This window comes from Dyella acidiphila (assembly GCF_014863405.1).
GTDB lineage: Bacteria > Pseudomonadota > Gammaproteobacteria > Xanthomonadales > Rhodanobacteraceae > Dyella_B > Dyella_B acidiphila.
In genome coordinates, this window is the sequence record NZ_JACZZA010000002.1 from 308692 (window position 1) to 331125 (window position 22434).

Annotated in this window: 18 protein-coding genes; 10 read left to right on the plus strand and 8 right to left on the minus strand. The window is 61.4% G+C overall.

The window, feature by feature from the left end; genetic code table 11:
- The first annotated feature begins 89 nt into the window (after nucleotides 1–89).
- Nucleotides 90–434 carry a hypothetical protein gene (locus IGX34_RS05925; RefSeq protein ID WP_192554765.1) on the plus strand — a complete coding sequence of 115 codons (345 nt, stop codon included), beginning with the start codon at nucleotides 90–92 and terminating at the stop codon, nucleotides 432–434.
- Between the two features lie 31 nt (nucleotides 435–465).
- Here the strand turns inward: IGX34_RS05925 and IGX34_RS05930 are convergent, their stop codons facing one another.
- The 6 genes from IGX34_RS05930 to IGX34_RS05955 form a co-directional block, all read right to left on the minus strand.
- Nucleotides 466–2274: an esterase/lipase family protein gene (locus IGX34_RS05930; protein WP_192554766.1), complete on the minus strand. Its 1809-nt coding sequence runs from the start codon at nucleotides 2272–2274 to the stop codon at nucleotides 466–468.
- A 349-nt stretch (nucleotides 2275–2623) separates the two neighbouring features.
- The gene (locus tag IGX34_RS05935; protein ID WP_192554767.1) at nucleotides 2624–3562 is read right to left on the minus strand and encodes an RDD family protein; all 939 of its coding nucleotides are present in this window, start codon (nucleotides 3560–3562) and stop codon (nucleotides 2624–2626) included.
- Between the two features lie 763 nt (nucleotides 3563–4325).
- A complete protein-coding gene (locus IGX34_RS05940; RefSeq protein WP_192554768.1) occupies nucleotides 4326–4901 on the minus strand; it encodes a hypothetical protein in 576 nt (191 codons plus the stop codon).
- A gap of 198 nt (nucleotides 4902–5099) precedes the next feature.
- Nucleotides 5100–5339 carry a hypothetical protein gene (locus tag IGX34_RS05945; protein ID WP_192554769.1) on the minus strand — a complete coding sequence of 80 codons (240 nt, stop codon included), beginning with the start codon at nucleotides 5337–5339 and terminating at the stop codon, nucleotides 5100–5102.
- 644 nt (nucleotides 5340–5983) lie between these two features.
- Nucleotides 5984–6439 carry a hypothetical protein gene (locus IGX34_RS05950; protein ID WP_192554770.1) on the minus strand — a complete coding sequence of 152 codons (456 nt, stop codon included), beginning with the start codon at nucleotides 6437–6439 and terminating at the stop codon, nucleotides 5984–5986.
- A 45-nt stretch (nucleotides 6440–6484) separates the two neighbouring features.
- Complete coding sequence (locus IGX34_RS05955) at nucleotides 6485–10048, minus strand: methylmalonyl-CoA mutase family protein (RefSeq protein WP_192554771.1); 3564 nt, start codon at nucleotides 10046–10048, stop codon at nucleotides 6485–6487.
- A gap of 244 nt (nucleotides 10049–10292) precedes the next feature.
- Between IGX34_RS05955 and IGX34_RS05960 the strand changes: the two genes are divergently transcribed.
- Complete coding sequence (locus IGX34_RS05960; protein WP_192554772.1) at nucleotides 10293–11522, plus strand: dicarboxylate/amino acid:cation symporter; 1230 nt, start codon at nucleotides 10293–10295, stop codon at nucleotides 11520–11522.
- Between the two features lie 820 nt (nucleotides 11523–12342).
- Here IGX34_RS05960 and IGX34_RS05965 read toward each other — a convergent pair.
- Both IGX34_RS05965 and IGX34_RS05970 read right to left on the minus strand, forming a co-directional pair.
- On the minus strand, nucleotides 12343–13275 hold the full coding sequence (locus tag IGX34_RS05965) for an alpha/beta fold hydrolase (protein ID WP_192554773.1): 933 nt from the start codon (nucleotides 13273–13275) through the stop codon (nucleotides 12343–12345).
- A 17-nt stretch (nucleotides 13276–13292) separates the two neighbouring features.
- Nucleotides 13293–13898 carry a TetR/AcrR family transcriptional regulator gene (locus IGX34_RS05970; protein WP_192554774.1) on the minus strand — a complete coding sequence of 202 codons (606 nt, stop codon included), beginning with the start codon at nucleotides 13896–13898 and terminating at the stop codon, nucleotides 13293–13295.
- A gap of 330 nt (nucleotides 13899–14228) precedes the next feature.
- On the opposite strand from IGX34_RS05970, the gene IGX34_RS05975 reads away from it, so the two are divergent.
- From IGX34_RS05975 to IGX34_RS06010, 8 genes are all read left to right on the plus strand, one after another.
- Nucleotides 14229–14546: a YXWGXW repeat-containing protein gene (locus IGX34_RS05975; protein WP_192554775.1), complete on the plus strand. Its 318-nt coding sequence runs from the start codon at nucleotides 14229–14231 to the stop codon at nucleotides 14544–14546.
- A 129-nt stretch (nucleotides 14547–14675) separates the two neighbouring features.
- Entirely contained in the window at nucleotides 14676–15038 is a 363-nt protein-coding gene (locus IGX34_RS05980; RefSeq protein ID WP_192554776.1) for a YXWGXW repeat-containing protein, read from the plus strand.
- Nucleotides 15039–15286: 248 nt separating this feature from the next.
- Nucleotides 15287–16390: a Glu/Leu/Phe/Val dehydrogenase gene (locus tag IGX34_RS05985; RefSeq protein ID WP_192554777.1), complete on the plus strand. Its 1104-nt coding sequence runs from the start codon at nucleotides 15287–15289 to the stop codon at nucleotides 16388–16390.
- A 563-nt stretch (nucleotides 16391–16953) separates the two neighbouring features.
- Nucleotides 16954–17223 carry an acyl carrier protein gene (locus tag IGX34_RS05990; RefSeq protein WP_225737259.1) on the plus strand — a complete coding sequence of 90 codons (270 nt, stop codon included), beginning with the start codon at nucleotides 16954–16956 and terminating at the stop codon, nucleotides 17221–17223.
- An 8-nt stretch (nucleotides 17224–17231) separates the two neighbouring features.
- Nucleotides 17232–18014 carry a glycosyltransferase family 2 protein gene (locus tag IGX34_RS05995; protein WP_192554778.1) on the plus strand — a complete coding sequence of 261 codons (783 nt, stop codon included), beginning with the start codon at nucleotides 17232–17234 and terminating at the stop codon, nucleotides 18012–18014.
- Between the two features lie 71 nt (nucleotides 18015–18085).
- Complete coding sequence (locus tag IGX34_RS06000) at nucleotides 18086–18667, plus strand: LolA family protein (protein WP_192554779.1); 582 nt, start codon at nucleotides 18086–18088, stop codon at nucleotides 18665–18667.
- Complete coding sequence (locus IGX34_RS06005) at nucleotides 18664–21021, plus strand: MMPL family transporter (RefSeq protein ID WP_192554780.1); 2358 nt, start codon at nucleotides 18664–18666, stop codon at nucleotides 21019–21021. The genes IGX34_RS06000 and IGX34_RS06005 overlap by 4 nt, the downstream gene beginning before the upstream one ends.
- Before the next feature lie 38 nt (nucleotides 21022–21059).
- A complete protein-coding gene (locus IGX34_RS06010) occupies nucleotides 21060–22283 on the plus strand; it encodes a beta-ketoacyl-ACP synthase (protein ID WP_192554781.1) in 1224 nt (407 codons plus the stop codon).
- The last annotated feature ends 151 nt before the right edge of the window (nucleotides 22284–22434 follow it).

A 22434-nucleotide genomic window follows, 5' to 3' on the forward strand; every position in this document is an offset into this window, starting at 1 on the left:
CAGTTCATCCGCAACACCACACCAGCTATCCTGCGCACCAACCGTGCGGACCACGGGGCTGCCACGCAGCTGCCATCCAGGGAATTGATATGCGGCGCACCATGCCTTTCCTCATCCTCCTCGCAACGAGCCTGCTCACAGGCTGCACGTTGACCGAGACTGATCGCCACAAGCTGGCCTTCCTCGAACTCCTCATTGGCCCGCTGGGCATCCCGCTTGGGATCTTCTTCATGTGGGATAGCGCACGCATGCGCAGAGACGGGCTCTTTCGGAACCGCGGCGGCCAAAAGGTCACTGCGCGCAATGCGCCCGAGGGATTCTGGTTTGAAGTGAATGGCAACCGCGTGATGGGCAGCCTGCTCATCGTGACAGGCGTGATCTATTGGTTACTGCTCGCCACCGGCGTGATCCATTGGATATGGCGCTGGCCGTAAGGCCTCCCTTTGCATCATTGCAACGCCTGCTCTAGAGACCACCTGTAGCACCATGGATTTGCAACGCGTCCAGCTTCTTTGTGGTCAAGGGAGAATATTCAAGCTTGACGGAGGCTTTGTAAGCCTCGATCGCAGCTCCATTATGGCCTTTCGCTTGCAGCACATCGCCCTGCATACTCAAGCCATAAGCTTTCAGGACAGGCACGTTCTGCATATTTTTTGAAAGGCTGGACCAAGCAGCCAAATTGCTGCCGGCAACCGGGCTGGGATGGTTTACGTCCAAGTGCTGCACATCTAGACCCGTATTTATCGGCTCACCATTGGAAAGAACATATTGCTTGCCGGCCTGCGCACTAATCTGGCCAGCAAGTCGTAGCACTACTGGCGTCTTGTTTAGACTGGGAGACACAAGTGCGGCTTGACTAAGAGCCTGCGCTGCGGAACCGGATATCCCCATAGAAGCCAATGTGTCTGCGGCGAGCACCCATTTCACCCCTTCGGGGAGATCAGGGGATTGCTCAGAGACGGCCTTCTCCGCCACCGCTGCAATGGAGGCCAGTGCTTGAGCCTTGTCATTTTGACTCAGAGCGTCGACATTTGCGCTGGATGACAAATAGGTGGAAAGGCTGGAAGCGACTGTCTTGGCCAAAGCATCTTGTTGCGCTTTGACAGCCTCGATGCTGCTCAAACGAACCACGACCTTCTGGTCTCCCATGGCCGGCACGCTCAAGACAAAGGAATATTCTTTTTGAAGGTTACCTTGAGTAATAGCCAGTCCTAACTGGTCGGTGTGCTGCGCGGGTATATCCCCTTCTCCCGGCCACACGATCAAATCAGAATCACTGGACACATTCACGCTATACGGCAAGCCTCGGTAGCCATTATTGGTGAGCCTGGCTGCTTTCTTTCCGTTAGGATCCGATAGCACGTAAACCCAGTGGTCGCCTTCACGCGTGAAATCCGGCATCGCCAAGTTGTCGTCAGGCGTTAGAACGTATTTATTCAGCGCATCCACCAGGGCCATCACGGCAAAGCTCCTGGCTGAATCTGGCTTGGTAATAGTAATGTGGTTGGCGCCTGCAATTTCCGCGGGCCTCTCACTGCAGAAACGTGTAGCGGACGACCAAGGAACGATCAGGATCTTCGCGACAGGCACATCCTCGAATGCGCAAATGATCGTCGGCCTTTTATCAAAAGGAATACTGTTCCAGTCACCGCTCAGCTGCTGAAGGAAAGCATTGCCGTCCGCCGGAAGCATTTGGCGCAACGCCGGATTATTCATAACCAGATGGGCAATATTGGCTATCTGCGCCCCTTCTTGCGGCACGGCGTAGAAAAACATCAACGGAACTTGAGCCATGCGATTTTGGTTACCGATAATTTCTCGCAAGGCGACCAGCCCACCCATACTGTGCACGACAAAAACCACGCTTTTGTATTTCCAGACGCCGTCATACTCCAGCGTTTTGTCTAGCACGTTAGCAGCACTATCAATGTTTAAAGATCCATCCTTGAACATATGCGAGGCATAGCCGAACGCATAAATGTCGACCTTATCGCCCACATTCGGCGTTTCCTTCAGAAACTGAAAGAGCGTCTTGCCTTCCGCGTTGGTCCACGTGCCATCCGTATCGCCAAAAATCCCGTGGATAAAGACCACTGCAACGGGTGCATGCTGTGCGCCCTGATAGACCCAATGCGGATCAGGCTCGCCGCTCTGAGCGGCCGAACCATGTTGCTGCCCGGGCGTGGAGGTGGGGCAACCTGCTATAGCAAGCATCACGCACATAAGAAACATGGATCGCACAAACCACGAATTTCGCCAAGGATAAAGCGCCATGTTTCCCCCCATGACACAGATAGCTACGTTGAATTCCTGGCTGCAAAGATAAGCCCGGCGCCCCGCGCCGAATGCTATCAAGCCTATAGCTCGACATTTGTAAAAGGCCTGTTGCGCACCTGTCCTCTTAAGGCGCGCTTGTCCTGAAGAACAGGTGTTAAGAAAGGCGACCAAACCCCTGCCATCACATACACAAATTTTTCACACAATTATTAGAGCTGACTGGCCTGCCATGGAAGGTCAATGCCCTTACCAGCAAAACTTTTAGAAGCCACATTTATAGTCATAAGAAGCAACGTAGCGCGCTTTCAGAAACGTCCGCTATCTACCCAACCGTCGACCACAACGGCTAAGACTTCGGCCCTTCGTCAGCCGTATAACGGTACGTATCACTAACCCACCAAGAAGCAATGCCGATATCGAAACCGCAGGTGAGCTTCACCGCCACGCGGTCTCCCTCAACGATATAGGTATTGCGATAGGTCAGAAGCTGAGCTACGCGGTAAGCCAGCTCCGGATCTTCAATGGACGAATTATCCAACCGCACCTGCGCGGTAACGTAGCGCACGGTGGATTGATCGCTGTTGGATACCTTGTTCACGTTGATCGACGCCGACATCACATGCGGAGCGGCCTGGACTTGCTGAAAGAACGGCCTCATGGCGGATACGAGCGGCCGAATATTCCCTTGCACGAGATACGGGGCGCCGAACGTATACATGCAAATCAGGGCGATTATTACGAGGTGTCCGCGCCACAGCGGCACGGCAGGTACGGCGTCTTCGTCGGGATCCGTGCTTATGACATAGGCACGCGTGATCACATCATGCAGCGACTGCCGCGTGCGGTAGTTGAAAATATACAAATAGGCCAGGGATAGACCAATGCCCACGGTGCCAAGGGAATGCAAAGCGAGCACCCAACCGGGAGTGTGCGGCGGCATTACCCAGCGGGCCAGAAAATACGGCACGCCAAGCACGGTGAAACGCAGCATGGCGCGCGACACCGACAGAAAATGGCCACCGCCATCTACCACGCACACGCGCAGCAGCCGCTTGCCAAGGGTGCGCCCCTGCCCAAGGTGGCTATCCATCACGCCAAAGTAGACCAGGGATACCGCAAACCCGATCAGCAACGCCGATGGCCCCACGCTGATCAGCCAGTTATAAAGCACCCAGCCTATAAAGGCGCCGACAGCCCCAAGCACCAGCGTATCCACCACAAACGCCAAGCTACGGCGCCAAAACCCCGCGGCGACCATCTCGTGACCTGCATATTGCAGCGCCATCTCCCCTCCCCCTGTCCCACAGCTTCTAAACGAGCTGCTACGTAGCTGAGCTAGCCTAGCTTAGAAACGATGATGGGCGAGGCACCGCCCCAATCGAGGGTGCTCAATCGCCATCGCCAAGGCCCCAAAAGGCGGCACGTTGTGGGCACCCCAACGTGCCGCAAAAAGACGCGCCGTGTGCAACCGGCGCATCCATGGCCTTGGTCATACGCGCATGCGCGGCCTAGTCACTCAACACTTGGGGCTTGCCTACGTACGAACTCAGCAGGTGCATAGCGGTGTATAGGCCGTAGCACTGCGCTGCGTCGAGCGGTAGCGGACCTGTAAGGGGCTGGTCGCTCGAACTTGGAGGCACGCGGTAGTCGCGGTTGGCGATCAATACGCTTTGAATGGCCTGTACGGCCAGCGCGTAAGGATCCTCCTGCGGCGGCTCATCGCGCCGCACACCGCGGCGTGGCTGTTGCCACGGAAGCGCCTCGGCAGGCGGTGGAGTGACGTCGAAAATTCGATCGCTGGGATCGAGGGGGCACGCGAGTGCCGTATGATCTGGGGAGGCCATGATCAATAACCTATCTATTGGTTGTGGTTTAGCGGGTCGTGGGAGCTGTAACTCTCACGGTCCGCGCTTCCTTACATTGCTGCAAGAGTCATCGGCGATACCTCGCCGGGTGAACGCGCCGATGACACCACCACATTAACCAGCGCAGCCACGCGTGTATGTAGGACTATGGCTGCACATGGTGTGAGGGAGGCTGACTCAGCCTCAGTTATTTCCCTTGTAGATCAGGAAATCGCCCTCGTGCCGGCTCTTCGGCTCGGCGATGATGGCCCTGGCAAACTGCTTGGCCATGTCTGCCAGCATGTCATCGGGCGACGCCAAATGCGTTTTCGAATCTTCCTGATAGCTATACGTCACCAGCGCTTGTCCGTTCGACGTATTGATCACACGCACCGAAACCGCCGCACGATCCGAATGCAACGCCAGATGCCCGGCGTGCCGGTAATCCTGCACCTCGCCATTCACTACATAGCGATAACCCTTCGCCTTGGCATACGCCACCGCCGCATCGTCAGACAGCGGCGCGGTGGCGCCAACCGGGCGCGGCAGCGGCTCCGTTTTCAGACCCGGCCGTTGCGCCAGCACGTGCGCGAAGATAGTGGTGGCCTTGGCGCCCGAGCCGGTGCAATCGGGCTGATTGGCGATCTGGCAATCGGCGAAGGCCACCACCGCGAGGGTGCCGCCATGCGGGATGCGGTGGATCACCGAGATGGTTGGGTCAGTGGAACATCCGGCCAACAGTATTAACGTGGCCAACAGTGCGTGTTTACGCAGGGTCATCACCGACTCTCTCCGGACCTTGGATCGCCATCGTTAGATGGCGGCTGAGGATACCAAACTGGGTTGTTGGGGTATCAACGCGGGTGGGGGTGTTTCAGTGTACGGGGTGGCTTGGGGGAGATGACGTGGCCGGATGGGCGCGCAATTTATTGCGTCGGCGTAGCCAATGGCCCGCCTTAGGTTGTGCGGCGATCTGTTTTACGCGGCGCGGTTAAGTGTGAGGGCGTAGGCCAGGTACAACACCGTGGCTGCCGGGGGCATGGCGTACCACCAGTACGACATCGCGCTGCCGCCATGGCGGTGCAGGTACACCACGATGATGGCGCTCAGTACGCAGAGTGCGGGGAGCACGTACATGGATGCGGTCAGGATGGCTAGTTGGATCTTGCTGAGCTGTGGGCCGTTGGCGATGCCGCTGGCTGAGAAGACGACTAGCATGAAGAGGAATAGGGCCAGCATTAGCTGGGTGATTGTGCCTATAAGGGTCCATACGAATGACATATCGTCCACCTCTCCCGGCTCGGCTTATTCGACTGACATTGAAGTGTGTTACGGGGCTATCCTCAGCCTGAAAAGGGGTGAGCCGTTTGATTAGAGTTTCATTGCTGCGACGTTTGGCATGTACACCACACCAAGCATGGCTAATCCACTATCACAATCTGCGTCCCGTCTCTTTCAGCAACTGCACGAGTACGATCGTGCATTCTTGCGCCATGTTTCGCGGCGATCTGACTAACATCTCTACTCTCATCAAACTGTCTTGAACGCATAGAGCACAAACAACCAACAATAGATTCCTGCCACCATCGGTGCGTGAAATATGTAAAAGATTATGGCTGTGCCGACTATGCACCCGAGCCAATACTTGGCAACCAACATCCAACCCAATTTGTCGTAGTGCATCGCCGTGAAGACGATTAGCCCAGCTAGTGCGAGAAGACTGATCACAATTCCATCCTTGAGAAAGACTTTTAAATGGGGTTTTCAGCCTTTTAAAAAAGCTGCCTGACTTTTTATCCCAACCACATCACCGCTTCAGGCCAGCAGTTTTCACTAAATAAAGAAATTCGCCAACCCAGCAATCAAAGACCAAATGGCTTGATCCGCGTCTTCAACACTTCTGTGATTCGCTCCATATCAATTTTATCGCCAAATATCTTGACCACTGGCGAGCCATCTGCACCAAGGATTGCCAGCCGGTAATTTTTACCGCCTCGATTTCTTGGCTCTAGCTCCACATGCCTCAATCGCATGTAAAACATCGTCTTCGATCCCCAAAGACTACTCACTACCAAGCCCTGCTCCCCCATCGCGATCCTGTATGACCGCATATAGAGATAGTTGACCAAGGCAAAGAGCGTCACCGCCACCAGCCAGAAGCCGTAGAAATAGGGATGCTTGGCGAAGTTGTAGCGATCGGGCGCAGTCAGATGCAGCAGCGCTATCGAAAGCACACCTATAAACGGCATATAGAAAAATGGCGTGAGCTGATCACGCCTGTACTGAAAGATGAGCTTGCTTCCATCGCCCTGCACCATCCCCTCCCCCTGTAAAAAGGCCCACCGAAGTGGGCCTTTTCGCTATTACATATTGCGGCGGTATTCCCCACCCACGTCATAAAGGGCATGACTAATCTGCCCCAACGAGTTGTACTTCACCGCCTCCATCAACTGCTCGAACACATTCTTCCGCTCGCGCGCAGTGTTCTGTAGCGTCTTGAGGCTTGCCGGCGCCAATCCGTTACGGGCTTTGCCAAACGCCTGCACGTTGTCGATCTGCTGACCCTTCTCTTCTTCGGTGGAGCGAATCAGTTCGATCTCGGTGGCGATTTCACCGCCGTGGTCTTTAGGCAGGAAGGTGTTGACGCCGATCAGCGGCAGGCTGCCGTCGTGTTTCTTTTGCTCGTAGTACATCGATTCCTCCTGAATCTTGCCGCGCTGGTACATGGTGTCCATGGCGCCGAGTACGCCGCCGCGTTCGCTGATGGCTTCGAATTCTTTGTAAACCGCTTCTTCGACGATGTCGGTAAGGGCATCGACGATGTGACTGCCCTGCCAGGGGTTTTCGTTGAAGTTGAGGCCCAGTTCTTTGTTGATGATCATCTGAATGGCTACGGCGCGGCGCACGCTTTCTTCGGTGGGCGTGGTGATGGCTTCGTCGTAGGCGTTGGTGTGCAGGCTGTTGCAGTTGTCGAACAGGGCGTACAGGGCCTGCAAGGTGGTGCGGATGTCGTTGAACTGGATTTCCTGCGCGTGCAGGGAGCGGCCGGAGGTTTGGATGTGGTACTTCATCATCTGGCTGCGGGCGCTGGCGCCGTAGCGTTCGCGCATGGCGCGGGCCCAGATGCGGCGGGCCACGCGGCCGATCACGGTGTATTCCGGATCCATGCCGTTGGAGAAGAAGAAGCTGAGGTTGGGCGCGAAATCGTCAATGTTCATCCCGCGCGCGAGGTAGTACTCGACGATGGTAAAACCGTTGGACAGCGTAAAGGCGAGCTGGCTGATCGGGTTGGCGCCGGCTTCGGCGATGTGATAGCCGGAGATGGACACCGAATAGAAGTTGCGCACCTTGTGGTCGACGAAGTACTGCTGGATGTCGCCCATCATGCGCAGCGCGAATTCGGTACTGAAGATGCAGGTGTTCTGCGCCTGGTCTTCCTTGAGGATGTCGGCCTGCACGGTGCCGCGCACGGTCTGCAGGGTTTCCTCTTTGATGGCCAGATAGGTTTCGGCGTCGACCAGCTGATCACCGGTAACGCCGAGCAGGCTCAGGCCCAAACCTTCGTTGCCCTTGGGTAGCTCGCCGGAGTAGTGCGGGCGCGGCTTGTCGGCGAAGAGTTCGCCGATGCGCTTTTGTGCGGCGGCCCAGCGGGCGGGATCGGCCTTGAGGTGTTTCTCTACGTTCTGGTCGATGGCGGTGTTCATGAACATCGCCAGGATGATCGGCGCGGGGCCGTTGATGGTCATGGAAACGGAGCTGCTCGGCGCGCTGAGGTCGAAGCCGGAGTACAGCTTCTTCATGTCGTCGAGGGTGGCGACGTTGACGCCGGAGTTGCCGATCTTGCCGTAGATGTCCGGACGCGGCGCGGGATCTTCGCCGTACAGGGTGACCGAATCGAAGGCGGTGGAAAGACGCGTGGCGGCGCCGCCTTGGCTCAGGTAATGGAAGCGGCGGTTGGTGCGCTCGGGCGTGCCTTCGCCGGCGAACATGCGGGTGGGATCTTCGCCGCTGCGGCGATAGGGATACACGCCACCGGTGTACGGGTAGTAGCCGGGTAGGTTTTCGCGCATCAGGAAGCGCAGCAGGTCGCCCCAGTTCTTGGTCTTGGGCGGGGCCACCTTGGGAATCTTCTGGTGGCTAAGCGATTCGCGGTAGTTCTCCACACGGATCACTTTGTCGCGCACCTTGTATTCGTTCACCTCGTCGGTGACGGATTTGTAGCGTGCGGGCCAGTCGCGCAGCAGGTGCACGGCTTCGTGGCTGAGTTCGCGCAGGGCGGCGTTGTAGCGCTGGCGCAGCAGCAATAGCGAGCGATCCACCACTTCGTCGTCCCGGCGCAGGCCGGGATCCAGCGACGTTGTCGTTGGGTTGTGCGCGTCGCGCAGCGTGCTTGACTGGGTCCCGGCCTGCGCCGGGGTGACGGCATGAAGATCGCCGTGGTCATAGCGTTCAAGCGGGCGCGGGAGCTTGGGGTCGCCCAGCTCTTTCAAGGATTCGTAGTAATGCTGGGCCTTGCTGGCGAATTCGGCTTCGCTCTCGATGCCGCTGTTAATGCCGCGGCCTTGTTCGGCGATTTCGGCCAGGTAGCGTACGCGTGCACCGGGAATCAGCACGGTGGCGCGCGGTTCTTTCAGGGTGGTGTCGAGCTTGGGCTGCCAGTCGCAGTGTTCGCTCTTGATGCCGAGCTTGCTGAGCAGCAGGCGGCACAGGTTGGTGAACATCCAGGTGACGCCCGGATCGTTGAACTGGCTGGCGATGGTGGGATACACCGGCACGTCTTCGTCTTTCAGGGTGAAGGCGGTGCGGTTGCGCTTCCACTGTTTGCGTACGTCGCGCAGGGCGTCTTCGGCGCCGCGCTTGTCGAATTTGTTGAGCACCACGAGTTCGGCGAAATCGAGCATGTCGATTTTTTCGAGCTGGCTGGCGGCGCCGTAGTCGCTGGTCATCACGTACACGGGGAAGTCGACCAGGTCGACGATCTCCGAATCGCTCTGGCCGATACCGGCGGTTTCCACGATCACCAGGTCGTAGGGCTGCGCCTTGAGGAAGTTGATGCAGTCGTGCAGCACTTCGTTGGTGGCGGCATGCTGGCGGCGGGTAGCCATGGAGCGCATGTAGACGCGATGGCTGCGCAGCGCATTCATGCGGATGCGGTCGCCCAGCAAGGCGCCGCCGCTGCGGCGACGGGTGGGATCCACCGCCAGCACGGCGACGCGCATATGCGGGAAGGCATGCAGGAAGCGCAGCAGCAGTTCGTCCACCACGGAGGATTTACCGGCGCCGCCGGTGCCGGTCATGCCGAGCACGGGGGTCTGCTTGCCGGCCAGCGCCCATTCCTTGCGCAGGCGGGCGATTTCCACGTCGCCGAGCTTGCCTTCCTCGATGGCGGACAGCATGTGGCCGATGCTGATTTCGTCGTTGATATCGACGGTGGCCGGCACGGCGTCGCTCTGCTCGCGCTTGGTGGCGGCGTTGCCGGCGCGCAGCATCACGTCTTCGATCATCTCGGTGAGGCCGAGCTTCATGCCGTCGTTGGGGTGGTAGATGCGCTCCACGCCGTAGGCCTGCAGCTCGCGGATTTCCTCCGGCGTGATGGTGCCACCGCCGCCGCCGAACACGCGGATATGGGGGGCGCCCTTCTCCTTGAGCATGTCCACCATGTACTTGAAGTACTCCACGTGGCCGCCCTGGTAGGAGGACAGCGCGATCGCGTCGGCATCTTCTTGCAGTGCAGCACGAACCACGTCTTCCACCGAGCGGTTGTGGCCCAGGTGAATCACTTCCGCGCCCTGCGATTGAATGATGCGGCGCATGATATTGATGGCGGCATCGTGGCCGTCGAACAGGCTGGCGGCGGTAACGAAGCGCAACGGGGTGGTTTCGGTCTGCACGGCGCTGGCGGGCACGTGCTTGGCGGGGGAACTCATGGGGACTCCGACAACTGCGGTGTGGAATCCGCCCATTCTAGTGGGGTTGCGGTGGGAACGCTTGTGGCGGGCGGCAGGGGCAGCTTCGTGCGATAGCTGCTGAACGACTTTTCCACACTGCGGCGTACGGCGATGGCGTCGTCACAAAGTTTTCAACAGAGATGCAACGCTCGTTGAGATTCTCCGGCGCCCTGTAAGGGATGCGCGCATGCTCCGCGCACTTTTCCCCTACAGGACAATATGTATGACCCCAAGCAAACGACTCCGTCTGCCGCACCTGCAGATGTGGCAGAAGATTCTGCTGGCGATGCTGCTTGGCATTGCCGTGGGCCACTTTTTCGGCGCGACGGCGAAACTGCTGCAGCCGCTGGGCGACGTGTTTATGTCGCTGATCCGCATGTGCGTGGTGCCGGTGGTGTTCGTATCGCTGGTATGCGGGCTGACTTCGCTTACGGATCTGGCGGCGATGCGGCGTATTGCGTGGAAGTCGATGGCGATCTACATGCTGTCGATGATGGTGATGGCGGCGCTGGCCATCGCCACGGCCAGTTATTTTCAGGTGGGCGATGGTTTCGGGCTGACAGCGGCCAAGGCTGATATCGGCGCACCGGTGAGCCTTAAGGACCAATTGCTGAGTGCGGTGCCGTCGAATCCGTTTAAATCTTTTGCGGAGGGCGCGTTGCTGCCGACGATTGTGTTTGCGGCGTTGTTCGGCGTGGCCATCAACCTCACCGGCGAACGGGGTGCGGCGGTGCGCGGCTTTTTCGACAGCATGTCGGCGGTGGTGTTTCAGCTGGTGAATATGGCGCTGAAGTTTGCGCCGGCCGGGGTGTTTGGCTTGATGGCTTATGTGACGGCGGATCGCGGTTTTGCGGTGATCGGTCGCCTGAGTGCGCTGGCGGCGGTGAATTACGCGGTGATGATCTTTTTCATGCTGGGGCTGTGTACGGTGAGTTTGCTGTTGTTTCGCCTCAATCCCCTGCCCTTTTTGCGCAAGGCGATTCCGGTGCAGCTGTTTGCGTATTCGTCGTCCAGCACGGCGGCTACGTTGCCGATGAATCTGGAGAATACGCAGGAGCGGCTTGGGGTTGATCCGCAGGTGGCGCGGTTTGTGTTGCCGCTGGGTTCCACCATCAATATGGCCGGCATGCCGGTTTACCTGGGCACGGCGGCGGTTTTCGCCAGCAACGCGTATGGCATTGGGTTGTCGCTGATGCAGATGGTGACGCTGGTGCTCACGTCCACGCTGGCCTCGATGGCGACCGGCGGCGTGCCCGGTACGGCGCTGGTGTTGATGAGCCTGGTGCTGTCGTCGGTGGGCTTGCCGCTGAAGGTGATTGCGCTGATTGCGGCGGTGGATCGCTTGCTGGATATGTGCTCGACCTCGGCCAATGTCACCGGCAATGCGGCGGCGGCGGTGCTGGTGGCGAAGTCTGAAGGGGTGTTGGATGAGGAGTGTTACAACCGGGTGTAGGTGGTTTTTTTTGGGCGGCGATGGGTTGAGCTGCAGCAAAGAGTAACCGTGCACTTTTCCATTGCCGCCATGTCGCTTACTTGCTGAGCTGCCCCATTGCCGTCATTCCTGTGGAAGCGGTGGTCCATTTGGGCTTTGCGCATCAGGGCAAGGTGGATTCCCGCTTTCGCGGGAATGACGGCTTAGGGGGATAACGCGAACGCGCGGGTGTCGGCTTGCGACAGTGCTTTGGCGGTGATGCCAGAACAACGAGTAGCGATGCCACTTACTTACCGATCGGCCCCACTGCCGTCATTCCCGCGAAAGCGGGAATCCATTTTGACTTTACGCACCAGGGCCAGATGGATTCCCGCTTTCGCGGGAATGACGGCTTAGGGGGATGACGCGGAGGCGCGGGTGTCGGCTTGCGACAGTGCTTTGGCGGTGATGCCAGAACAACGAGTAGCGATGCCACTTACTTACCGATCGGCCCCACTGCCGTCATTCCCGCGAAAGCGGGGGTCCATTTGGGCTTTGCGCATCAGGGCAAGGTGGATTCCCGCTTTCGCGGGAATGACGGCTTAGGGGGATGACGCGGAGGGGCTGGTTTCGGCTTGCGACAGTGCTTTGGGGGCGATGCCAGAACAACGAGTAGCGATGCCACTTACTTACCGATCGACCCCACTGCCGTCATTCCCGCGAAAGCGGGAATCCATTTTGACTTTACGCATCAGAGCCAGATGGATTCCCGCTTTCGCGGGAATGACGGCTGAGAGGAATGACGGCAGTGAAGGTTGACGCGGACTGCTAGTGCAGGTTTTCAGCGCTGCAGCGGAGGCTTTTACGCCAACCCAAACGGCAAATTCGGCGACGCCACAATACGCTCCCCCACACACTCCCCACGCACAAAGGCCAGCGTGGCGCTGATCACTTCCGGCGCATCCACCACCTTGTGATGCCCCAACCCTTGCGTGGTAAGCAAACGCGCACCGGGCCAATAGCGCGCATAGCGTTCGCCTTCGTCCCACGGCACCTCGCGATCGCTCAGGTCGTGCACGATCAAGCCCGGCTGCCCCAGCATCGGCACATGGTGATGCGCAGCCAGATCGCGCGGGGCGAAACCGGTGCGGCGTTCGAACCAGCTGAAGAAGGGGTCGCGCAGATGCTCGCCCAGGCGCACAAAGCGGATAAAGCGATTGGCGGCGGCTTCCATGTCGGCGGCGGGCGCAATCAGCACCAGGCGCTGCGCATGCCACGCTTCGCCCTGCGCCAGGGTGAGTGCGGCGCCGCCCATGGAATGGCCAATGGCCAATGCGGCATTGCCGAAGTGCTGGCCAACGGCGCGCACGGTGTCGATGAAGTCGGGCAAGGTGCACAGCGCGCCGCTGCTGGCGCCGTGGCCGGGTTGATCGAAGCTCACCACGGCGTAACCCAGCGCGCGCAGTTGTTCTACCCATGCGAGAAAGCGCAGGCCGAAGCTGGACCAGCCATGCACCATCAACACATACGGCCGGGTGGCGGGGTTGCCCCATACATAGGTGGCGATGGTTTCGCCGTTGACGTGCAGTTCGCCGCGCTGCATCTGCGCATCGGGCGTGGCGGCGCTTGCACGCTTGCGGCTGCTGGCGAACGGGGTGGCGAACAGACGCGCGGCACGCTCCACCGTGCGCTGCGGCGCGATGCGCCCGCCGATGGCAAAACCGATGCGCACCGCGTTGAGCTTCAGCACGGCATTGGCGGGGTGATGACGCGAGTGGGCACGGGGTTGCTTCATAGCACGCTCCTGGGGGTTCAGGACTGGTAGCTGGTTAGCAGGCGGTCGATGGCTGCCCAGGTGCGCTGGCGCGCCTGGTCGAAGTCGAACAGGCTGGCGTCGTGATGCAGGCCAAGCATCATCGAATACAACTCGAAGGCGAGTTGGTCGGCATCGGTGTCGACGCGCAGTTCGCCGGTTTCGACGCTGAGTGCGACGGCGCGCGTGAGCTCGGCGCGCCAGCCGGATTGCTGCGCTTTTACGCGCTGGCGCATGGGGCTGTCTTCGCGGCCGTCGTACTCCACTACGGCGCTGATCAGCACGCAGCCGCTCTGGTGAATGCGGGTCCATTCGGTCCAGCGCTCCAGGATCGCGCGCAGGCGCCTGACCCCGCGCGGCTGAAGCACGGCCGCGCGGATCACGAATTCGACGAAGCGCCGGCTGGTGGCGTCGAGCAGTGCGATCTGCAGTTCTTCGCGCGAACCGAAGTGCGCGAAGACGCCGCTCTTGGACATGCCTACGCCGAGCGCCAGGGCGCCGATGGAAAGGCCTTCGAGGCCGTCCTGGCGGGCCAGCTCGTAGGCGTGGTCGAGGATCAGCTCGCGGGTGGCGGCGCCTTTGCTGGGGGTGGTGGGTGCGATCATGCGCGGAAAATAGCACGACCGTTCGTTTTATTCCAAGCCCCTCACCCGCCGCGACGGCCCGCCAAACGTGCGCCCGGTCGCGCGCCGCGCCAGCGGCTGTCACGCACCTCGAAGATGATCCGCCCAGGTAAGCCAAAGGTCAGCGAAACCGGCTATCAACTGCGCCTCGTCACGGGAAGTAGAGGGCGCGAGGGGCCGCTCGGGATCGCAAGTAATTTGGCTGATTCCTGAACAAGCGAAAGCAATAACGTCAACACCGCTGAATACGACTGCGTTCCCGCTACTGCCAGCCGCCCGGTCGCGGCTGCCTATAAATATGGAGAGGACACCATGATCAATATGACCCGCAAGTTGGCCTTTGTTGCAGGCATCGGCCTTGCGCTGGCCAGTGTGAGCTATACCCAGCCCGCCTCCGCGCAGGTGTATGTCACCGTTGCGCCGCCCGCGCCGCGCTATGAAGTGGTGCCGGCGCCGCGTCCGGGCTATGTGTGGACGGCTGGCTACTGGCGCTGGAATCCGGGCTGGCACCGCCATGTGTGGGTGCCGGGCGCGTGGGTGGTCGCACGTCCGGGCCGTCATTGGTATCCGGGTGGCTGGGTGCAGGGCCGCGGCGGCTGGCGCTGGCACGACGGCTACTGGGGTCGCTGATAGCGCAATAAATTGCGCCCCATCCACCGATGGGGCGCAGGTTTTGGCGCCGTGAGCACGCAGAAGCTTGCGCGTCGTTCTGTTCGGATCGGCAGAGGCCTCGATCCCAAACTGGTGGGGAAATCATCCATGTCATTACGTATTGCAGCGCTGCTGGCCGTGGCCGGCGTTACCGCTATCACCGCCGGCTGTGTGGTCGAGCAGCCGGCACCGCATCCGCGCCGCGTGGTCTATGTGGCGCAGCCCGCACCGCCGCCGGTGGTGGAAGTAGTGGCACCGCAGCCGCCGCCGGTGACCGTGGTGGAAGAGGTTCCGCCGCCGCGCATGGGCTATGTCTGGGCCCGCGGCTACTGGCGCTGGGACGGTTACCGCTATGTGGCCATGCGCGGCCATTGGGAGCCGGTGCGACCGGGTTACCACTACGTGCATCCGCACTGGGTGCAGGGTCCGGGCGGCTGGCACTTCAGCGCCGGCGTATGGGTGACCGGCTGAGCTGCGGCACCGTAAAGAGGCTTAAAACGCCCCGCTTCGGCGGGGCGTTTTTTTAGGCGCGGCGGCGGCGCTTTGCTGCGGCGCGTCAGGTTGGGGATTTGGAGTCGTACTAAACTTTGTCGGCTAACTCGTCGCCCCAGCCTCTTGCTGGGGCTTTGAGTTTCAGGCGTCAGGTCCTTGGCGGGGCCAAACGCTTCCAACAGCAGGTTGCCGTACCCGGCACCGTCATACGTGGAGTCCAAGTTCCAATGATTTTCGAAACCATCGCCAAAACAGGCCACGAAGAAGTCGTCTTCTGCCACAACAAGGACGCCGGCCTGAAGGCCATCATTGCGATCCATAACACGGTGCTGGGGCCGGCCCTGGGCGGCCTGCGCATGTGGCCGTACAAGACCGAGCAGGATGCGGTGAACGACGTGCTGCGCCTGTCGCGCGGCATGACCTACAAAAACGCCGTGGCCGGTCTGAACCTGGGCGGCGGCAAGGCGGTGATCATCGGCGATCCGTCCAAAGACAAGTCTGAAGCGCTGTTCCGCGCCTTCGGCCGTTTCGTCAACTCGCTCAACGGCCGCTACATCACGGCCGAAGACGTGGGCATCGACGTGAACGACATGGAATATGTGTTCCGCGAAACCGAATACGTGACCGGCGTGCACCAGGTGCATGGCGGCTCGGGCGACCCCTCGCCGTTCACCGCCTACGGCACGCTGCAGGGCCTGATGGCGGCGCTGAACTTCAAGCACGGCAACGAAGACGTGGGCAAATACAGCTACGCCGTGCAGGGCGCCGGCCACGTGGGCAGCGAATTCATCAAGCTGCTGCGCGAACAGGGTGCCAAGGTGTTCGTCACCGACATCAACAAGGAAGCGGTGCAGCGCTGCGTGGACGAGCTGGGCTGCGAAGCCGTGGGCCTGGACGAAATCTACGACGTGGACGCCGATGTGTACTCGCCCTGCGCCCTGGGCGGCACGGTGAACGAGCAGACCATCGACCGCATCAAGGCGAAGATCATCTGCGGCGCCGCCAACAACCAGCTGGCCAACGACGCCATCGGCGACGAACTGCAGCGCCGCGGCGTGCTGTACGCGCCCGACTACGCCGTGAATGCCGGCGGCGTGATGAACGTGTCGCTGGAAATCGACGGCTACAACCGCGAGCGCGCCATGCGCATGATGCGCACCATCTACTACAACCTGGGCCGCATCTTCGAAATCAGCAAGACGCAGAGCGTGCCCACCTACCGGGCCGCCGACCGTCTGGCCGAGGAGCGCATCGACGCTATCGGCAAGATCAAGCTGCCGCACATGGGCAACGGCGCGCCGCGCTTTGCCGGCCGCATGCGCGGTCAGTAAGACGCCAGCAGCTGGACTGAAAAAACCGCCGGGCAGCCGGCGGTTTTTTTATGTTCCTGCCTAGCCTGCGTTGTTCTTTTTGCTCGTCATCCCAGCGGAAGCTGGGATCCAGTAACTCCGGTGCGGGAAAGGCGCTGGATCCCAGCTTCCGCTGGGATGACGGTGAGGTGGTGGCGGGGAGATGGTGACGGTGAGTTGCCATGAAAGCGCGCGAGCGCGGCGGGCACTGCGCTGACCTCCTGAAAAAGCCCGTATTACCGGGAAAATCTGATCGACCGCGTATAGAAATTCGATCGGCAGCTTCCCGCCCAAACAGTTCTGATAGACTCACACCCCGTAAGAAAATGTGCCGTAAGGCTTTGCGCAGCTTGGCAAAGACCGGCGCTTTTCGAGCTACAGGGGACCCGCAGCGCGGGCGTAGTACAAGTCGAATATCTTTCACGTTCCGTGCGTCACTCGGCCCTCGCTCCGTACTGCTGTGCTGCCCGCACGGCCGGCCACGGCAACCGGGCACGGGGGGCCGCAGGCATGGGACGTGGGGTGGCAAGAGCAGGCTGGTGTGTATGAGCGCAATCATGGAAACCGGGATCAGCGATGACGACATCCTGCTCAGGCTCAAGGATGTGCTGCGCGATACTTTCGAGATCGATCCGGCCCGGGTCACCCCCGACACGCACCTGTTCAGCGACCTCGAGCTGGACAGCATCGATGCCGTCGACCTGGCGATCCAGGTGCAGGACATGACCGGCATGCGCATCAAGCCCGAGGATTTCAAGAATGTGCGCACGGTAGGCGACGTGGTCGCCACGGTACGCCACCTGCTGACGCGCTGAGCGCGTTCATGCCGCTGGCGCCTGCACCCGACGCAGCGAGCTTCCGGCCCTGCGCGCTCATTCCCATCTACAACCACAAAGACACCATCGTGGAAACGGTGCGCGCCATGCAGGCGCACCAGTTGCCGGTGGTGATTGTGGATGACGGCAGCAACGTGGCCACCCGCGAAGTGCTCGATGCACTGGCCGCGAGAGAAAACGGCGTATTGCTGATCCGCCTGCCGCGCAACGCCGGCAAAGGCCGCGCCCTTACCACCGGCATGATCGCTGCGCGCGATGCCGGCTATACGCATGCGCTGCAGATCGACGCGGACGGCCAGCACAATGCCGGCGACGCGCCGCGATTTCTTGCCGCCGGCCGCAGCGCGCCGCGCGCCCTGATCTGCGGCCAGCCGATCTACGACGAAAGCGTGCCGCGCGCACGCCTGTACGGACGCTACGTTACGCATGTGTGCGTGTGGCTGGAAACGCTCTCGTTCACCTTGCGTGATTCGATGTGCGGTTACCGTCTGTATCCGCTGGATGCGACCTGTGCCGAGATCGACCGCGCGCCGTTGCCGGCGCGCATGGATTTCGACACGGAGGTGGCGGTGCGCCTGATCTGGCGCGGCGTGCCGGTACGCAACCTGCCCACCCGGGTGACCTATCCGGACAATGGCCTATCCCATTTCCACATGCTGCACGACAACCTGCGTATCTCCGCCATGCATACGCGGCTGTTGCTCGGCATGCTGCCGCGCGCGCCGATGCTGTTGTGGCGCAAGCGACGGAGGACTGCATGCGTAGCTTGATTTCAGCCCTGCTCCCGTTCACCCCACCCCGCTCTCCGCCAGGGAGAACGCGTTGGCTGTTGGCGCTGGGGATGTTGCTGTGCTGTTTGAATGTGCACGCGCAAAGCGGCGATTTGCTGCACAGCGTGCTCACCCAGCTCAGCCAGCACCCTACGGTGCGCGCCGCATTCACTCAGCAGCGCCAGAACCCCGCGCTGGCACAGCCGCAAACCAGCAGCGGCCAGCTGCTGTTCGTCGCCGGCCATGGCATGTTGTGGCAAGTGCAGCAGCCCTACCAGGAAACGCTGGCGCTGACCGGTAGCCGTACTGCGCGTATCGACGCCAGCGGCCACGCGCAGACCGTGCGCAATGAACGCGGCGTCAGCCAGATTTCGCAGATGCTGCAATCGATGCTGGCAGGCCAGTTCGATACGGTGCTGCGCCAGTTCACGGTGAGCGCGGAGGGCAGCGCTACGCAGTGGACGCTGCATTTCACGCCCAAGCAGGCGCGCGTGGCGCAGGTGCTGCACGGCATCCAGCTCGATGGCGGCGCGTTTCTGCAAGGTATCCGCATCGATATGCAGGATGGTACGCAGACCGATATCCGCATGAGCGACACCCGCGACGCCGGCCCGCTGAGTGCGGAGGAACAGCACGCACTCGGTACGCCATGACGCAACGAAGTCTGTGGCTGCGCGCGGGATGGTTCGCGGTGGCGATGGTGCTGCTTACCGTGCTGGGCGCGTGGCTGCTGTTCGGGCGCGGACGTTCGCCGATTCAGACCGACCTGCTGGCGATGCTGCCGGCGACCGAGCGCAATCCGTTGGCGGAAGTGGCGGCGCAGCGGCTGGCGCACGCCAATGGCGACCGCGTGATTCTGCTGGTGGCCAACAAAGATGACGATCGCGCCCAGGCTGCTGCGCGCGCGCTGGGCCAGGCGCTGGGCAAGGATCCGATCTTTGCATCGGTCACCGCCGAGCTGCCGCCGTTCGATCTGCAGCAACTGGTGACGCCTTATCTCGCGCATCGCTTCAGCCTGCTCGGCGATGCCGATCGCACGGCGCTGGCACAGCCCGGCTATGACGCGGCCAAAGCGCTGGCGCAGCGGGTCAACGAACCGTTTGTCACCGGCGTCGGCACGCGGCTGCAGGACGACCCGTTCGGCTGGCTGCAGCATTGGCTGGAGCAGCAGCCATGGAGCCGTTCGCCGCTGCTGCCGGAAGACAATCTGCTCACCGCGCATCGCGACGACACCAGCTATGTGCTGGTGACGGCCACGCTCGCCGGATCCTCGTATGACGATGTGATCCAGCAGCGCGCACTGCATGCGCTGGATCAGACCGAACATACGGTCGAACAGGCGCAGCCGGGCACGCAGATCTTGCGCACCGGCGCCTTGTTCTACGCCGCGGCGGCACGCGCCGGTGCGGAGCGCGATGTGCATCGGGTCGGGTTTATCTCCACCCTCGGCATCGCCTTGCTGTTGCTGGGCGTATTCCGCTCGCCGGGGCCGCTGCTGCTGGCGTTCTTGTCCACGGCTATCGGTGTGATCGCCGCCACCACGGTCAGCGTGCTGATCTTCGGCCAGATCTATCTGCTGACGGTGGTATTCGGCGCGGCCTTGCTGGGCGAGGCAGTGGATTACTCCATCCAGTATCTGGCTGCGCGCGCCAATGCCGGCAGCGCCTGGGAACCGCGCCAGGGTTTGCGCCAAGTGCGCGCCGCCTTGTTGCTGGCCTTGGGCACATCGCTGCTGGGCTACGCCTTGCTCGGCCTGGTGCCCTTCCCTGCGTTGCGCCAGATGGCCTGTTTTGCGATGACCGGCATGGCGGTGGCCTGCCTGAGCGTGTTCGCCTTGCTGCCGGCCTGCCTGCTGCGTCCGGCCAAACCGCTGTCCAATGCCTCGGTGCGCATCGCGCTGGCGATTCAGCAGGTCGTTGCGCGCCTCGCGTCGGGGCGGCGCAGCATGGTGCTCGCCGTGATGGCCTTGCTGCTCGCCGTGCCGGGCTGGTGGCAACTGCGCCACGATGACGATGTGCATCTGCTGATCGCGCCGCCCACTGCCTTGCTGCAGCAGGAAGCGCAGATCCGCGAGATCACCGGCCTGGGCAACGGCACCCAGTTCTATCTGGTGCAAGGTGCCGATGCCGAACAGGTGCTGCAACGCGAAGAAGCATTGGAGCTGCGCCTGCAACAGATGGTCGATGGCGATCAACTGCAGGGTTGGCTCGGCCTGGCCGGCATGATGCCTTCGCAACAGCGTCAGCGGGCGAACCACGCCTTGCTGGCACCGTTGTTCGCGCAACCGCAACGTATGCGCCAATGGCTGCAGGCGGCGGGATTCCGCGATGCCGATATCGATGCCTTTATCCAGGCGTGGCCGGGCACGCCGCTGCAGCTGCAAAGCTGGCTGAACAGCGCGCCGGCTACGCCATTCCGTTATTTATGGCTGGGCGACGAGGTGCACGACGGCGCCGCTTCGCTGGTATTGCCGCAAGGCGATGCAAGCAGTGCCTCGCTGCAACAGGCAGCAGCCGGTTTGCCCGGGGTGACGCTGGTGGACAAGCCCGCCGGCATTTCCGCGCTGTTTGGGCGCTATCGCAGCTATGCCAGCGGCTGGTTGCTGGCCGCGATTTTGCTGATCGTGCCGGTATTCGCCTGGCGCTATGGCTTGCGCGATGTGCCGCGCGTGCTGGCGCCGCCGGTGCTGGGCATCGCCTTCACCCTGGCCGTTCTGGGGTATGTGCATCAGCCGCTTACGCTGTTTCATTGGATGGCGTTGATGCTGGTGCTCGGCGTAGGCGCGAATTACGCGGTGTTTCTGCGCGAAGGCGAGCCGCATGTAACGCATCGGCCGGGCGCGATGTATGCCAGCGTGCTGCTGTCGGCGATTACGGCGGTGTTGTCGTTCGGCCTGCTGGCCTGGAGCAGCATGCCGGCGCTGCGCGATTTCGGCTTCACCTTGCTGTGGGGCATCGGTTTTACCGCGCTGCTGGTACCGGCCAGCACGCATGCACGGAACACTTAAGTGATGAACGTTCGCCATTTCGCATGGAGCAGTCGTCGATGAAGCGCGTGGTTATCACCGGCATGGGCGGCATCACACCGCTGGGCCAGGATTGGGCGCAGATCGAAGCGCGCCTGCGCGAAGGCCGCAATGCCGTGCGCCGCATGCCGGAGTGGGATTTCTTCGACTCGCTCAACAGCCGCCTGGGCTGCCCCGCTGATGGTTTCACCCTGCCCGACTGGCCGCGCAAGCATCTGCGTTCGATGGGCCGCGTAGCGCAGCTGGCGGTAGCCGCCAGTGAACTGGCCTTGCGCGATGCCGGCCTGCATGGCGAAGCGAGCATCAGCGACGGCCGCATGGGCGTGGCCTATGGTTCGTCCGGCGGCAGCATCGATCCGATCCGCATCATGGGCCGCATGCTCGAGACCGGCTCCATGCAGGGCGTGACCGCGACCAGTTATGTGCAGATGATGGCGCATACCACGGCGGTGAACGTCGGCGTGTTCTTCGGCTTGAAGGGACGCATCCTGCCCACTTCGAGCGCCTGCACCTCTGGCAGCCAGGCGATCGGCTTCGGCTACGAGACCATCCAGCAGGGCAAGCAGAAACTGATGCTGTGCGGCGGCGCCGAAGAGCTGTCCGGCCCGAGCGTGGCGGTGTTCGACACCTTGTTCGCCACCAGCACGCGCAATGACGAACCCACCCTGACGCCGCGTCCGTTCGATCGCAGCCGCGACGGCCTGGTGGTGGGCGAAGGCGCAGCGACTCTGGTGCTGGAAGAATACGAACACGCGCTGGCGCGTGGCGCGCGCATCTATGCGGAGGTGGTCGGCTTCGGCTGCAATTCCGACGGCAATCACATCACCCAGCCGACCAGCGAAACCATGGCCACCGCCATGCAGCTCGCGCTGCAGGATGCGCAGCTGGCACCCGAGGCGATCGGCTATGTGAGCGCACACGGCACCGCCACCGACCGCGGCGACATCGCCGAAAGCCACGCCACCGCCAACGTGCTCGGCGCACGCGTGCCGATCAGTTCGATGAAAAGCTATGTCGGCCACACCCTGGGCGCCTGCGGTGCGCTGGAATCATGGTGGGCGGTGGAGATGATGCGGCGCGGCTGGTTTGCGCCGACCATCAATCTGCACGAGCCGGATCCGGCGTGTGCGGAGCTGGACTACATCATGGGTGCCGGGCGTGCGATCGAGACGGCGTATGTGATGAACAACAATTTTGCGTTTGGCGGGATCAATACGTCGTTGATCTTCAAGGCATGCAGCTGATGGCCATGTGGATGCCGATTTGCCGCGTTGCCACTCCCTCTCCCCTGCGGGGAGAGGGTCGGGGTGAGGGGGACGCGCTGGCCATAGGCTCCACGCATGCGAAACATCATCGAAGCATGCTCATGCGAAAAAGGAAGTTGCTCGCGAGGCT